This window comes from Desulfogranum mediterraneum DSM 13871, from assembly GCF_000429965.1.
GTDB classification, from domain to species: domain Bacteria; phylum Desulfobacterota; class Desulfobulbia; order Desulfobulbales; family Desulfobulbaceae; genus Desulfogranum; species Desulfogranum mediterraneum.
Genome location: NZ_AUCW01000027.1, coordinates 26,370 through 39,811 on the forward strand (window position 1 = coordinate 26,370; position 13,442 = coordinate 39,811).

At 60.8% G+C, this 13,442-nt stretch carries 11 protein-coding genes; 4 read left to right on the forward strand and 7 right to left on the reverse strand.

What is annotated here, in order from left to right; genetic code table 11:
• Positions 1 to 27: 27 nt before the first annotated feature.
• The 4 genes from G494_RS0112850 to G494_RS0112865 all read right to left on the reverse strand — a co-directional run bounded on the left by G494_RS0112850 (position 28) and on the right by G494_RS0112865 (position 3,767).
• Positions 28 to 513 carry a DUF1269 domain-containing protein gene (locus tag G494_RS0112850; RefSeq protein ID WP_028584871.1) on the reverse strand — a complete coding sequence of 162 codons (486 nt, stop codon included), beginning with the start codon at positions 511 to 513 and terminating at the stop codon, positions 28 to 30.
• A 191-nt stretch (positions 514 to 704) separates the two neighbouring features.
• A complete protein-coding gene (locus G494_RS0112855; RefSeq protein WP_084456790.1) occupies positions 705 to 1,310 on the reverse strand; it encodes a class I SAM-dependent methyltransferase in 606 nt (201 codons plus the stop codon).
• Entirely contained in the window at positions 1,307 to 2,377 is a 1,071-nt protein-coding gene (locus G494_RS0112860; protein ID WP_153305874.1) for a hypothetical protein, read from the reverse strand. Before G494_RS0112860 ends, G494_RS0112855 begins: the two co-directional genes overlap by 4 nt.
• Entirely contained in the window at positions 2,352 to 3,767 is a 1,416-nt protein-coding gene (locus G494_RS0112865; protein WP_028584874.1) for an MBOAT family O-acyltransferase, read from the reverse strand. The genes G494_RS0112860 and G494_RS0112865 overlap by 26 nt, the downstream gene beginning before the upstream one ends.
• A 229-nt stretch (positions 3,768 to 3,996) precedes the next feature.
• On the opposite strand from G494_RS0112865, the gene G494_RS0112870 reads away from it, so the two are divergent.
• On the forward strand, positions 3,997 to 4,533 hold the full coding sequence (locus G494_RS0112870) for a winged helix DNA-binding protein (RefSeq protein ID WP_028584875.1): 537 nt from the start codon (positions 3,997 to 3,999) through the stop codon (positions 4,531 to 4,533).
• A gap of 379 nt (positions 4,534 to 4,912) precedes the next feature.
• Positions 4,913 to 5,797 (forward strand): hypothetical protein, encoded by an 885-nt coding sequence (locus G494_RS25545; protein ID WP_028584876.1) that lies wholly within the window; start codon positions 4,913 to 4,915, stop codon positions 5,795 to 5,797.
• A 242-nt stretch (positions 5,798 to 6,039) separates the two neighbouring features.
• Here the strand turns inward: G494_RS25545 and G494_RS0112880 are convergent, their stop codons facing one another.
• Positions 6,040 to 6,822, reverse strand: a complete 783-nt coding sequence (locus G494_RS0112880; RefSeq protein WP_028584877.1) for a nitrilase-related carbon-nitrogen hydrolase — start codon at positions 6,820 to 6,822, stop codon at positions 6,040 to 6,042.
• Between the two features lie 7 nt (positions 6,823 to 6,829).
• Complete coding sequence (locus G494_RS23345) at positions 6,830 to 7,591, reverse strand: DUF2848 family protein (protein ID WP_208597677.1); 762 nt, start codon at positions 7,589 to 7,591, stop codon at positions 6,830 to 6,832.
• A 313-nt stretch (positions 7,592 to 7,904) separates the two neighbouring features.
• Between G494_RS23345 and G494_RS0112890 the strand changes: the two genes are divergently transcribed.
• Both G494_RS0112890 and G494_RS23350 read left to right on the forward strand, forming a co-directional pair.
• Complete coding sequence (locus G494_RS0112890; protein WP_028584878.1) at positions 7,905 to 9,338, forward strand: aminotransferase-like domain-containing protein; 1,434 nt, start codon at positions 7,905 to 7,907, stop codon at positions 9,336 to 9,338.
• A 54-nt stretch (positions 9,339 to 9,392) separates the two neighbouring features.
• Positions 9,393 to 10,322: a DMT family transporter gene (locus G494_RS23350; protein WP_035246439.1), complete on the forward strand. Its 930-nt coding sequence runs from the start codon at positions 9,393 to 9,395 to the stop codon at positions 10,320 to 10,322.
• Positions 10,323 to 10,594: 272 nt separating this feature from the next.
• Here G494_RS23350 and G494_RS25550 read toward each other — a convergent pair whose 3' ends face one another.
• On the reverse strand, positions 10,595 to 13,429 hold the full coding sequence (locus tag G494_RS25550) for a PAS domain-containing hybrid sensor histidine kinase/response regulator (protein WP_051305676.1): 2,835 nt from the start codon (positions 13,427 to 13,429) through the stop codon (positions 10,595 to 10,597).
• Between the last annotated feature and the right edge of the window lie 13 nt (positions 13,430 to 13,442).

The window sequence follows — 13,442 nt, forward strand, 5'->3', positions numbered from 1 at the left end:
ATATTTGCGGCGAGAGGGTTGCTCCCCCTAGCCCTGATCCAGGATCTTCTGCAGGGTCTCTTCCTGATCCGCGCTGAGCGAGGTCTTCAGCACCCTGCCCTGAAAGCCCTTGAGTTCTTCCAGGACCTTATCCGGGGTGGCCTTGCGCACCAGCACACAGAGCGCCGAGGAACCCGGGGTAAAGGTCTCGCCCAGCTCTTTCATGAACTGGTCATTGATGCCGATGTCGGTATACTTGCCGGAGAGGGCGCCGGCACCCGCGCCCACGGCAGCACCGGCCAGGGGGTTGAGGAAGAGCATCCCGAGCAAGAGCCCCCAGAAGGTGCCGCCGGCCGCACCGGCTGCCGTGAGGTTGACCGCCTGATGGAGCTTGACCTTGTCGTCTGCCCCCTTGGTCACCACCACCACATCTTCCATCTCCAGGAGGTAGTCCTTCTGCAGCTTGATCAGCTCCGCCCGCATTGCAAAGGCCGTATGCTCATCGTCAAAACCGATTACCACTAGATCGCTCATGCTCTGCTCCTTGTTGGCTCTAGAGGCCACCTTGAAAAAGCAATTTTTCAAGCTAGCCTAGATGGTTACTCTTGATCACCTTGACGTACACTACCTTTAGTGAAGCTTAAATGTTCGATTAATGTCAATAAATAATTTACAATTTCAGCCAATAACAAGCGGGTGCCTTGTTGATGGCCCAGCTCCCGAACTCAGGACTGCTGCCCTGCTCCTGTTTTGCAGGCAAAGAGGAAGACGTCCGTGGTCACCGAACCATCGGTCTCCTCGTAGCCGTTGCGGAGGATCTCCCTGACCTCCAGGCCATGCCCCTGCAACAGGGCCGTCAGCTCGGCGCTCCGGTAGAAGTTAAAGTAGATCTCCTCCTCCGAAAAGCTGGTGGTCTCAAAACCAGCCCCCTCGCCCTCCATAAAACTCAGGTAGAGTGCGCCACCTTCCACCAGTACCTCCGCAATCCGTGCCAGCAGCCTGCGGGTCTCGTCCCCGTTCAGGTGGACGATGGAGAAGGAGGCGATCACCACCTGATAGCGGGACCCGGTCGGGAAAAAACGGATATCCTGGTGGAGGAAGCGGACCTGGGGGTACTTCTCCCGGGCCAGGGCCAGGAGGCCCTGGGAGAGATCCATTCCGGTGATCCTGCAGCCGGGGTCATGGGCCAGGATGGTCCCCAGGTTGCTGCCCGAGCCGCAGCCCAGATCCAGGATCCTGGCACGGGCAGGGATATAGGCGGCAATGGTCCGACCGGTCTTCTCTTCCTTCATGGCAATCCTTCTCCTGGTGGTATCTCTGCTTCTATTCATTCCCTGTCCCGGAGGATGTGCTCCTCCTCAAGGATCCCAGCCAAAATCCGGCTAAAACGAACGGCATCCTCCCCTCTCAGGTGGGAGCCGTCCGGGGTGGTGAAATGGCTGAGCCGGGGATCATCCTGAAAGTGGATCGCCAGGGTCCCCACCCGGGCAGCAAAGGGATCCCAGTATCTGGCCCTGGGCCAGTCCCGCTGTTCCAACGCCAGGACTGCCCCGTCTGAGGGGAAACGAACAAAGACCACCCGCCCCCCTCGCTCCCGGATAGTCTCCGCCAGGCTGCGGAGATGGGCGATCCTCTCCTCAAAGGCGAGCCCCGACAGGGAGGCGACCCGCCCATGGAGCTCCGCCTCTCGCTCTGCCCTGGAACGCCGCATCCGCTCCAGATCCACCCGGGAGAAATCCGCTGCCCTGGAGCGATCCGGCTGCATGGGTGCATAGAACATGGTGGGCCGGCTGCCCTCTCTCCAGTGCTGCCAGAGTTGTTCAGGGGCCAGGCTGGTGCTGCGCAGGACCAGCCGCCCCTGCACCGCCATGGAGAGACGGGTCTCAAGCCGCTGGGACCACTGTTGGCGGGGATACCTGCGCACCCACTTCACGGCTCGATCCCGCCCCAGGGGCTGGGCCAGGTGCATGGGCGTCAGAGAGACCAGCACCAAGCCGCAAAAGCGCTGATCTGCAGCCAGCTCCTCCAGCACCGGCAGGGGTGAACTGCCGTCGATGGCGAGCATCAGCGGCCGTTGCCCGCTCACCTCGGCAAAGGCCTGGGGATTGATCCCCAGCTGGATCCGGGAGGCCCCCACCAGGACCACCCCGTCCCCCTGTTGGGAGACGCGCCGTCTGACCATGGCCCATATCCCAAGATCATCGCTGAGGTTGGGAACAAATCCCCGGGCCCGCCAGAAGCCCTCCCAGGCAAAGGCGATGACCAGCACCAGGAGCACAACAAGGAGCCAGATCCTAGCCCAGTCTTGCCGGGGCAGTCTGGCAGCGGCGGTAGCGGCAGCCTCTCTGCCGGATCGTTTTGAGCTGCTCATCTTAAAATTGGAAGTAGATAAAGGCACGATCATCTCCGCTGCTGACCAACAGGGCCAGGAGGCTCAGAACGATCAGCAGGGCCCGTCCCTGCCAGGGAAAGGAGGCAAAGACCTCCTCAAAGCTGCGCTGCCGCCGATACCAGTGAAAGGCCAACAGGCAGAGGCTAAGGGTGAGCACCTGGCAGATTTCTCCGGCAGAGATCAGGGTGGCCGGCTGAAAGGAGACCATGGCCAGGAGCAGCTGCCAGGCCGCGCTGAAGCCCTCGGCCCGAAAAAAGACCCAGGTCAGGCAGAGCAGGCCGTAGGTCAGGAGGGCCAGGCTGGAGCGAACCAGGCTGGAGCGGCTGAGTGCGCTGGCCTGAAAGGAGGGGCTGAGCAGATGTTCGACCAGCAGATAGAGGCCGTGGAGACCGCCCCAGAAGACAAAGGACCAGGCAGCCCCGTGCCAGAGGCCGCCGATCAGCATGGTGAGCATCAGGTTGACCAGGGTCCGGCCGCGGCGGCTGCTCCTGCCGCCCAGGGGAATGTAGAGATAGTCACGCAACCAGCTGGAGAGCGAGATATGCCAGCGCTGCCAGAAGTCCCGAAAACCGATGGCCCCGTAGGGGGCCCGGAAGTTATCGGGCAGGACAAAGCCGAGGCAGAGGGCCGTACCGATGGCACAGGTGGAGTAGCCGTTGAAGTCAAAGAAGATCTGCCCGGAAAAGGCCAGGGTGCCGATCCAGGCGTCTGCCCAGCCGGCCTGGAAGGCTGCTGCAAAGACCCGGTCACTCAGGGGGGCAAGGAGAAGATCGGCCAGGATGACCTTCTGGACCAGCCCCAGGATCAGCAGGGTCACCCCCCAGGAGAACTGACACGGGTTTGCCCGCCGGGGCAGCACACACTGGGGTAGGAACTCCGCGGCCCGGACAATGGGTCCAGCCACCAGCTGGGGAAAGAAGCTGACAAACATGGCAAAATCCAGAAACGAGGGCCAGGGCTTCAACTGCCTGCGGTAGACATCCAGGGTGTAGGAGAGGGACTGGAAGGTATAAAAGGAGATTCCCACCGGCAGGATGATGTCCGGGGCCAGGGGGGTGAAGTCGATCCCGAACTGCGCCAGCAACAGGGTCCAGTTCTCGAGGAGAAAGCTACCGTACTTGAAGATCGCCAGCAACCCCAGGTTCAGCCCCAGGCTGACGAGCAGCCAGAATCGTCTGCCGGTACTGCTCCGGCTTTGGTGGATGGCGGCGGCGCAGTGAAAGTCGGTGACAGTGGAGAGCAGCAGGAGCAGGGTGAAGGGCGGATTCCAGGCCGCATAAAAGAGATAGCTGGCCAGGAGCAACTGGCCCTTTTTCCAGGTCCAGGAGAGCGGCAGATGATGCAGCGCCAGCACCAAGGCGAAGAAGAGGAGGAAGGTGAGGGAGTTAAAGACCATGGTGCTATCCGGGCTCCTGGATGGGGCAGGTAAGGACCTGGGAGGGAGAATCGCTGTACCATACCATCAGGGGCCTGCTTTTTCAAACCTTGCCTGGGCCGAGGGAAAACGGGCAGGCGGTCTGCCGGCCTCCAGCCGAGACGACCACCCTACTTTTAGGCTGGACCTTTTCCAAGAGCTTGGTACACTGCGACCTTTGCCCACCAAGCCACCCGGAGGAGGAACCATCATGAGTGATGCCCCATCACTGACAGAGCTCTACCCCTTTGCAGCCATCGTCTCCTCGGAACACCTGACCGCCCCGGATACCTGGCCTTTGAGCGAACTTGAATATGGGATGATCACTGCCCACAACTGTTTTTCCCGCTGGCTGATCCGCTGCATGCAGGCCGCAGGCTATGCCGACTTCAGCCCCCTGGATGTCCTGGTGCTCCATAACGTCAACCACCGCAACCGCCATAAGCGGCCGGTGGATATCTGCTTCCTGCTCCACATCGAAGACCAGCACACGGTCAACTACTCCCTGAAAAAACTGGTCAAAGGCGGCCTGGTAGAACGTCAGAAGCGGGGTAAGGAGATCTTCTACTCCACCACCGAGGCCGGCAAGGAGGCCTGCAGCCGCTACCGGGAGATCCGGGAAAAATGTCTGGCCTCGGCCTATCGCAGCCTGGACAAGGACGGCAGTGAGATCAGCGAGGCCGCCGGACTGCTGCGGCTGATGTCCGGTCTCTATGACCAGGCCTCCAGGGCCGCCTCTTCCTTCTAGACCAATCCCGTCACCACGACCCATTTCTGCAGCTGGCCGGTTGAGCAGACAGCGGCCTGCCGGATACCCATCCTCTCAAGGGCAAGAGCCAGAACCTGCCCGGGCTGAGCCCCTTAAGGGTACAGCCGGCAGAACGATGAACCTCTCTGTCGGCCCTATCCAGCCATCCAGCCAGCCGGGAGAGGCACTCTCCGGCAACAAAGGGGGGCCTGCTGCGCCTATCCTCCGATCCGTCGCCAAGCAAGCTGCTGTTCTGGAGGGAGTGAACAGCCAAGGTGAAATAAAACGAAAAAAAAACGAAAAATCATTAAGGTTCAGCCCAGGCCAGCCGATAAGAATGTACAATAGCGTTGAACTCAGCCATTCACGGAGGAATAGCATGAGCAATATGGCAGCCCAAGCCCCCCTGACAGCAGTACCTTCCCGCCACAACAGCCTGAGCGACTTTCAGACTTCCACTTATGTCCGCGAACAATCGTTCAGATCCGATGAACGTCTCGAAACAGGCCTCGTCATCCAGACTAAAGAGGGAGATCAGGTCACCCTGAACTCCAGCAGCTTTTCCCAGATGGACTCCTTCCTCTATGACAGTAAGGGCCTTGTCCAGACCGAAGCAGGAACAGCACTCTTCAGCCAGCAGCAGAGAGAGATCAGCCTGGCATCTGGCCACAGTTTTTCCTTTTCCGTGGCAGGCGATCTAAACGAGGATGAACTGAAGGACATTGAAGCCATCTTGACAGGACTCGATGGGGTCATCGCAGAGATGGGTCAGGGAGATATCTCCGGGGCCCTGGATAGCGCCCTTGAGATGGGCGGCTATGACTCGGTCGCCTCCTTTACAGCCGACATCCACTACCAGAGATCCTCTGAACTGCGCTCAGAGCGTACCGCTGCGACCAGCCAGGGACAGAGCATTCAGGAAGGCCCTTTCCGGGAAGAGCTCCCCTCTCCACTTCCAGCCGAGCCAGGCAGCCAGGCTCAGCCGCCCCAGGGAAAGAATGAGGGCATGCCCATGGATTTTGCCAAGCTGTTCCATAAGATGGAACAGGTCCTGAGCCACCATGGAAACAGTCAACTGGCCCTGGCCAAGAACCCGATGAACAAGCTTTTTCAGCATCATCTTGATCAGCTCGGGGAAGAGGAGGAGCAGGGCGCATCAACATATGCTGCCCTTGAGTCAGCCATGGAGGAGATCGGGTCCCTGGTTGAGGAGCTCGCAGCCAAAACCTTTTCCGAGCAACTCCCGGCCGTTGAGGAGGACTAAAGGGTACCCGGAAAGATTGCTTCCTCTTCCAATCCTGGCGTTGCGCCCATAATTTTATCCTCTAAATATCAAATTCTTCCCCTCCCCTCGTTCTTGCCGGCCGGAGCCTGTTCTTCTCCGGCCGGATCCCGCTCAAGGGTATCCCGCTAACCGACCCCAATGGCCTCCCCCAAGCCCTGCTCGCTCAGTGAACCAAAGGGGGAGGTAGAGACCACGCCGGGGCAAGATGATCAGGACCACAATCATCCGTAGAGTTCGGGCCTGGCATCGGCAAACACCGGTACCGCCTGCCGCACCCGCTCAACGGCCTCGGCCTGGATGGTCACCACCTTGATCTCCGGCTCAAAACCTGCCTGCCAGAGGATGGAGCCGTCCGGACCATGGGCCACGGAATGACCGGCAAAGGGCGGTGCACCCAGGGCGCAGTTATTGGCAGCCAGCAGGTAGTATTGATTCTCGATGGCCCTGGCCCTGAGCAGGGTCTGCCAGTGACTGAGGCGGACCAGCGGCCACTGGGCAGCGACCATCATGGCCTGGGCCCCGTCCAGGGCCAAGCGACGCAGCAGCGGACCGAAGCGGATATCGTAGCAGATGGCAAAGCCGCAGTTCAGGCCTTCGATCCGGTGGAGCAGACGCTGCTCGCCGGCCACCAGGTAGCGGGGCTCGTCCAGCATGGGGACCAGGTGGATCTTGTCATAGACCGCCTCCAGCACCCCCTGGCGATTGATGATCTGGGCCCGGTTGACAATCCCCTGCTCCACCCTGGCAGCCACCGAGCCGCCGGCAAACCAGATCCCATACTCCCGGGCCAACTCGCCGAGAAATCCGGCCTCATCCTCCCCCTGACTGCTGGCCAACCGCTCCAGCTCTGCCAGGGCATAGCCCGTTGACCAGAGTTCCGGCAGGAGCAGCAGGTCGATGGCCGGATCCAGGGCCAGGGCCTGCTCCACCAGGCGACGGACCCCCAGGTAGTTGGCCTGACGATCCCCGGCCACCACCTCCATCTGGATGATCGCTATCTTCATCGCGGCTTCAACTCCGGTCCGGCAGGACCGTTATCCCGTAGACCTTACGGATTTCCCGCCGCAGCACGGGATCCTTCAGCAGAATCTCACAGGCCGAGGTGTAAACCGGGCCAGCCGGGATGAGCGGAATGGTGCCGCTGAACAGGCAGGGGGAGAGCTCCACCGGTGCATCCTCATAGATCAGGTTCCAGAGTTGATCGTAGTGGAGAATCTCTGCCAGGGTTCCCTCCTGGTAGTCCAGCCAGTGACCATCCTCGATCACTCTGGAGCTGAGCTCAAGCTCATCCCAGTGGGCGGCTACCTCGGCCAGCTCCCAGAAGCGCCCCCCAAGGATCTTGTCGCAGACCTGCTTGGACTTGGCCACCGAGACGCTTTCCAGCTCCCGGTCGCTATGATCGCTGGCCACGGTCAGGTAGATGGTCCCGTTGCCGTCGGCAGCCAGGAAGAACTCCACCTGGGGACTGGTCTGCTCACCCACCACCACCAGCCGTTCATGGCTGGTCAGACGATTGGGGCTGATCCAGTAGAGGGCCGGAGTGGCATGGGGGGGGGCCACCCCGAGTTGCTGCAGCTCCTGGATATGCGCCTGGACAGCGGCCTGGTTACGACCGCTATAGCCGGCAGCCACACAACAGTCCATCTTCAGAGCCACCGAGGTCGTGGCGCCGTCCCGGTGTTCAACGCTTGCCTGATAGGAAAACATACGCTTTCTCCCTTTCTCCGCCTGGGGGTTGATCCGGCCGATCACCAACCGTCGTCGGCTCTCCACAGAGCCTGCAGTTGAGCTCTCCCCGGATGCAGTGTCTAAAACCAGTAAAACAGAGGAATCCTGCTGAGATCCTTGCAATCATTTCACAACGTTCACATTTTGTCGACTTTTTTTTTACAATATGCCCGGATCAGCACTACCGGCTGGCTGCCAAAGAAAGGTCGATGGAAGGCCGGAGGAAGGTGTCTGTCTGCCGCCACCTCCCCGGGGCCAGCTGTACCTTTCTCCCGGTCGCCCGGCAGAAACTGTACCCTTTCCCCATCGAGACGATTGTATCTGGGCATGGAAGGCAAAGCAAGGTACTATCCGGGACATGATCATCCGCAAAGCAGACAGAGAAGCGGCTCCACTCTACCGGCAGGTAGCGGACAGCGTTGGGGCCATGATCGACCAGGGGTCCTTCCGTACCGGTGACCGGATTCCCTCGATCCGCAGCCTCAGCCGCCAGCTCAAGGTCAGCATCAACACGGTCAAGGTGGCCTACAGCCTGCTGGAGGATCAGTGCCGGATCGAGGCCAGACCCCAGGCCGGTTACTATGTCCGCCCCCGCCTGCCGGCCCTGCCCCAGGAACCGGATCTGGCTGACCATGCCGTCACCCCCCTGGAGATTACCTCCACCGGCCTGGTGACCCGGATCATGCTGGACAGCCTGGAGCCGGACAAGGTTCCTTTCGGAGCGGCCATCCCGGCAGCGGAACTCATCCCGGCGCTGAAGCTCAACCGTCTGCTGGCCACTGTCAACCGCCAGCGGCTCCAGGAGAGTGTCAACTATGCCACCGGCGCGGGCAGCCTGCGCCTCCGCAGCCAGATTGCCAGGCGGATGATCACTGCCGGCTGCACCCTGAACCCGGATGAGCTGATCATCACCACCGGCGCCTCGGAGGCGGTCTTTCTGGCCCTGCGTTCCACCTGTCGCCCCGGAGACACCATTGCCGTGGGCACACCGATCTATTTCAGCTTCCTTCAGATGTTTCAGGAGTTGGGGCTACGGGTCCTGGAAATCCCCTCCTCACCCAGCTCCGGGCTTCATCTGGACACCCTCGGCCAGGCCCTGGAGCGGCAAACGGTCCAGGCCTGCCTGGTGATCAGCAACGTCAACAACCCTCTGGGCATCTGCCTGAGTGATCAGAAAAAGCAAAAGCTGGTGCAGCTCCTGGAGGAGCATGATGTTCCCCTGATTGAAGATGACATCAACGGTGACCTCAGTTTTAGCGATCAACGCCCCTCTGTGGCCAAGGCCTGGGACCGAAACAACAGGGTGCTGCTCTGCTCCTCCTTCTCCAAGACCCTGGCCCCGGGATATCGGGTCGGTTGGGTGGCCCCTGGCCGCTACCAGGAACGCTTGCTCCGGCTCAAGCTGACCACCAATATCGCTTCGCCCAGCCCCACCCAGCTGGCAGTGGCCGAGTTCCTCAACAGCGGAGGGTATGAACATCACCTCCGCTCCATCCGCCGCGCCTACCGAACCAAGGTCTTGCAGATGTCCGCTGCCGTTGGCCACTGCTTTCCGCCGGGCACCCGGATAAGCCGACCGGAGGGAGGTTTTACCCTCTGGGTCGAACTCCCGGCCAGGGTCGACACCATCGACCTCTACAGGCGGGCCATCAAGCTGGGGATCAGCTTTGCCCCGGGGGCGGTCTTTTCCACCAGCCAAAACCATAGCAACTGTCTCCGCCTTAACGCGGCCTTCTGGTCCGATGAGCATCACTGGGCCATCAGTCGCCTGGGTGAGCTGGCCGCAGCCTGAGGGGCCACAGAACATCACAACCATCCGCCCCATGGGCCGCAAGGAGTACCTGCCATGAAAGACCTGCTGTTCTACACCGCCACTGTCCTGATCTGGGGTTCGACCTGGATCGGGATCAAGCTGCAGCTGGGCAGTGTGGATCCCATGGTCTCGGTGATCTATCGTTTTGCCCTGGCCAGCCTGCTGCTCTTCTGCTGGTGTATGATATTCCACCTCAAGATGCGCTTTTCCGGGCGGCAGCACCTCTTCATGGCCATGCAGGGGGGATTTTTATTCGGCTTCAACTATCTCTTCTTTTACCTGGCCGAACTCTCCATCAACTCAGGCCTGGCAGCGGTGCTCTTTTCCACCATCCTGGTGATGAACGTGATCAACAGCGCCATCTTTCTGGGAAAGCCGGTGGAGAAGAAGGTGGCCCTGGCCGCCCTCTTCGGCCTGAGCGGCATTATCCTGGTCTTCAGACCGGAGATCAGCTCCTTTACCCTGGAAAACCACGGGGTCCGCGGCGGCCTGCTCTGCATCCTGGCCACCCTGCTGGCCTCCTTTGGCAACATCACCTCAGCCTACAACCAGAAGAGCAACCGGCTGCCCATCATCCAGTCCAATGCCTATGGCATGGCCTACGGCACCCTGGCCATCCTGGCCACGGCCCTGGTTACGGGCAGGAGCTTCACCCTTGAGCTGACCCCGCTCTACCTGGGCTCCCTCTGCTACCTGGCCCTGTTCGGCTCTGTCATCGCCTTTGGCTGCTACCTGGCCCTGGTCGGGCGGATCGGCGCCGACCGCGCCGCCTACGCCACCCTGCTCTTTCCCATCGTCGCCCTCCTGATCTCCACCATCTGGGAGGGCTATCAGTGGAGCGGCTCGGCAGCCCTGGGGGTCTTTTTAATCCTGGCCGGCAACCTGATCATGGTCCATAAGCCGGGGCTGGTTCGCCCCCTGGGCAGGCTCGTGTTTGCCCCCATGGTCAGGAAACGACTCTAGGCCACCTTGAAAAATTGTTTTTTCTTCCAACCTCGGCGTTGCACTCAAAATTTTATCCTCGGAATATCATATATATGCCTGCGGTAAAATTTATCGCGCGCCTTGACCTTGATCGAAAAATCTCATTTTTCAAGGTACCCTCCAGGCTATCGTGCAGAGTTGCCTTTTCTTCCGGTCTCTACCTTATCCTGATTTTTTTACCTCGGGATATCAAACCATGCCCGGGACAAGCCAAGTCCCGGGCCGTGATCCTGATCGAAAGCTCTCGCTGTTCAGGGTACCCTCTCATCACCCCCTGCCATCCCGGTTTCCGGCCCGGCCGGAGCATCCCCTTTTTCCAGGATGGCCCCCACCCGCTGCAACAGCTCCTCCAGGGTAAAGGGTTTCTGGAGAAAATTCACCGCCTCCTCCAGGATACCCTGACTGGAGATCACATCGGCGGTGTATCCGGAGATAAAGAGGATCTCCAGGGAGGGCCTGGAGTCGAGGAGATGATCGGCAAGCTCCCTGCCGTTCATCTCCGGCATGATCACATCGGTGATGAGCAGCTGCAGGGGCTGGTCGCGATCCCGGACCAACCGGATGGCCTCAGCCGGAGCAGAGGCGCTGAGCACGGTGTAGCCCTTGCGTCCAAGAATGGTGGTCACCATGTTGAGGATCGCCGGCTCATCTTCCACCACCAGGATGGTCTGCCCGCCCGCTTGTACCTCTGCTCCGGAGCCCTCGGCCGCGAGCAGAGGAACCGACTCGCCGACCCTGGGTAGGTAGATATCAAAGACCGAACCCTGACCAGGATCACTGCTCACCCGGACATGGCAGTTATTCTGCTTGAGAATCCCATATACCGTTGCCAGACCCAGGCCCGTGCCCCTGCCCACCTCCTTGGTGGTGTAAAAGGGTTCAAAGATATGATCCACCTCGCCTGCGGCCATGCCCTTGCCGCTGTCTGCAACCCGGAGGAGCACATAGGACCCCGGGGGAACGCCGAGGGTGCGCTGCCTCTCTTCATCCTCCACCGTGCTGTTGGCGGTGGAGACCATGATGGTACCGATCCCCTGGATGGCATCACGGGCGTTGAGACAGAGGTTGACCAGGACCTGATCCACCTGGGTGGGATCCATCTTCACCGGCCAGAGATCCTCGCCAGCCAGCCACTCAAAGGAGATCTCCTCGCCGATCAGCCGCTCCAGCATGCCATGCATGGTGGTGATGGTTTCATTGAGGTCCAGGACCCTGGGGGAGACGGTCTGCTTGCGGGCAAAGGTGAGGAGCTGACCGGTCAGATCTGCCGAGTGGGCCGCTGCTCGCTGGATTCGGCTCAGGTTCCGATGGAGCGGCTCTTCCGGAGCAAGCTCGGCCAGGGCAATCTCGCTGTAGCCGAGGATAACGCTGAGCATGTTGTTGAAGTCATGGGCCACCCCACCTGCCAAACGGCCGATGGACTCCATCCTCTGTGCCTGACGGAGTTCGGCCTCCAGTCGCTGCCGTTCCGCCTCCGCCTGCTTACGCCCGGAGATATCCCGGACCACCGAGAGGATCATCGGCTGCCCGGACATCTCCACCACCTTGGCATTGATCTCCACCGGAAAGCTGTCACCCTCCTTGCTCAGGTGTTGGTCTTCAAAGATGCAGTGGCCCTGTTGAAGTAGGCGCTCCCGGGTGGAGATGGGGCTGTCGTCGGCCCGGGTAGTCAGCAGGCTGAGGTCAAGGAAGGTACGCTGGAGAAACTCTTCACGGCTGTAGCCATAACGGCGACAGGCCAGATCATTGACCTCGACAAAGGGGGCAAAGCCTTCAGCGCGGTAGGGATGAACCAGGACGGCATCGTTGATCGCCCCAAAGAGGCCCTGAAAACGTTCCGCCGTCTCCCGGACCTTCTGCTCCGCCCGCTGTCGTTCGGTGAGATCCACCCCCAACGAGGTCACCTCAAGGACCCTGCCGTCCGGGGAACGGCTGACCACATTGGACCAGCTGATATTCCGCCTGAGCCCGTTTCTGGTCACGATTGCATATTCACGGCAGGAGTAGTCCTGGCCGGGATGGACCGCCAACAGTCCCTGGAACCAGGCTGCAACCTCTTCCCGGCTCTCTGGGGGAAGAAAGAGGCTGAACCAGTTCCTGCCCAAGAGTTCCTGGTGCTGCCAGCCGCTCAACTCCAGGAGAAAATCATTGGCAAAGAGGATGGTCCCCTCCCTGTCCAGACTCACCCCCAGTTGGGGGGTATGCACCAGGATATGACGCCAGCGCTGCTCGGCACGGGCCAGGGCCTTGATCGCCCGGGTACGTTTGCTGATATCCAGGGCAGTAAAGGTGACCCCCGCGGAGAGATCCCCGCGCTCCAGCGGGGTGGAACTGAGCAGGACATCGATGATCCGGTTATCCTTGGTCTTCCAGCGGGTTTCGACGGTGCCGGTACCAAACTCTTTGATCTGAAGGTACTTCTCCCGTCCCACGTACTCATACTCCGCCCTGCTGGGATAGAGGATGGTGCTCTCCTGGTTGAGGATCTCCTCCCTGGAGTAGCCGGTCATCTCCAGGAAACGGTCATTGACCTGGACGATGCCCCGGTTGACCACCACCCCTATCCCGGTGGGCGCTGCCCGAAAGATGCTCTCCAGATAGCTGGTACTCTCCCGGAGCTCCTTTTCGGTCTGCTTGGCAGCGCCGATGTCCCGGGTAAAGAGGATGCAGAGATCACTCTCCTTGATTCGGATCAGCCTGCACTCCACATCATAGAACTCCCCGTCCCTGTGGCGATGCCGACTCTCAAAGCGATGGTAGCCCTCTCCCCCGGGCTGGTGTGCGCTGAGACGAAGAAGCTCGGCTGCACAGAGGGGATCCAACTCACCGACCTCCATGGCCAGCAGCTCCCGGCGGCTGTAACCGCTCATCCGGGAGTAGACCCGATTGACCTCCTGCAGCCTGCCCCTGCCATCAACCAAGCAGTAGCCATCCGCGGTGTTGCGGATAATGGAACGATACGCCTGGGTATGGCGCCGCAGCCGTTGGTTCTCTCTGCGGAGCTCGGCTTCCCGGCTCTCCAGGATGGTAATCCGTTGTTCCAGCTGCTCGAGCCGGGCAGCCGGGGTCGCATCGTTCACCGCCATGGAGCAGGTCTCC

Bases quoted from the DNA above. Each gene is read 5' to 3' on its own strand.
- G494_RS0112850 (WP_028584871.1), bottom strand. From the start codon at position 513: ATGAGCGATCTAGTGGTAATCGGTTTTGACGATGAGCATACGGCCTTT.
- G494_RS0112855 (WP_084456790.1), bottom strand. From the start codon at position 1,310: ATGAATAGAAGCAGAGATACCACCAGGAGAAGGATTGCCATGAAGGAA.
- G494_RS0112865 (WP_028584874.1), bottom strand. From the start codon at position 3,767: ATGGTCTTTAACTCCCTCACCTTCCTCCTCTTCTTCGCCTTGGTGCTG.
- G494_RS0112870 (WP_028584875.1), top strand. From the start codon at position 3,997: ATGAGTGATGCCCCATCACTGACAGAGCTCTACCCCTTTGCAGCCATC.
- G494_RS25545 (WP_028584876.1), top strand. From the start codon at position 4,913: ATGAGCAATATGGCAGCCCAAGCCCCCCTGACAGCAGTACCTTCCCGC.
- G494_RS0112880 (WP_028584877.1), bottom strand. From the start codon at position 6,822: ATGAAGATAGCGATCATCCAGATGGAGGTGGTGGCCGGGGATCGTCAG.
- G494_RS0112890 (WP_028584878.1), top strand. From the start codon at position 7,905: ATGATCATCCGCAAAGCAGACAGAGAAGCGGCTCCACTCTACCGGCAG.
- G494_RS23350 (WP_035246439.1), top strand. From the start codon at position 9,393: ATGAAAGACCTGCTGTTCTACACCGCCACTGTCCTGATCTGGGGTTCG.
- G494_RS25550 (WP_051305676.1), bottom strand. From the start codon at position 13,429: ATGGCGGTGAACGATGCGACCCCGGCTGCCCGGCTCGAGCAGCTGGAA.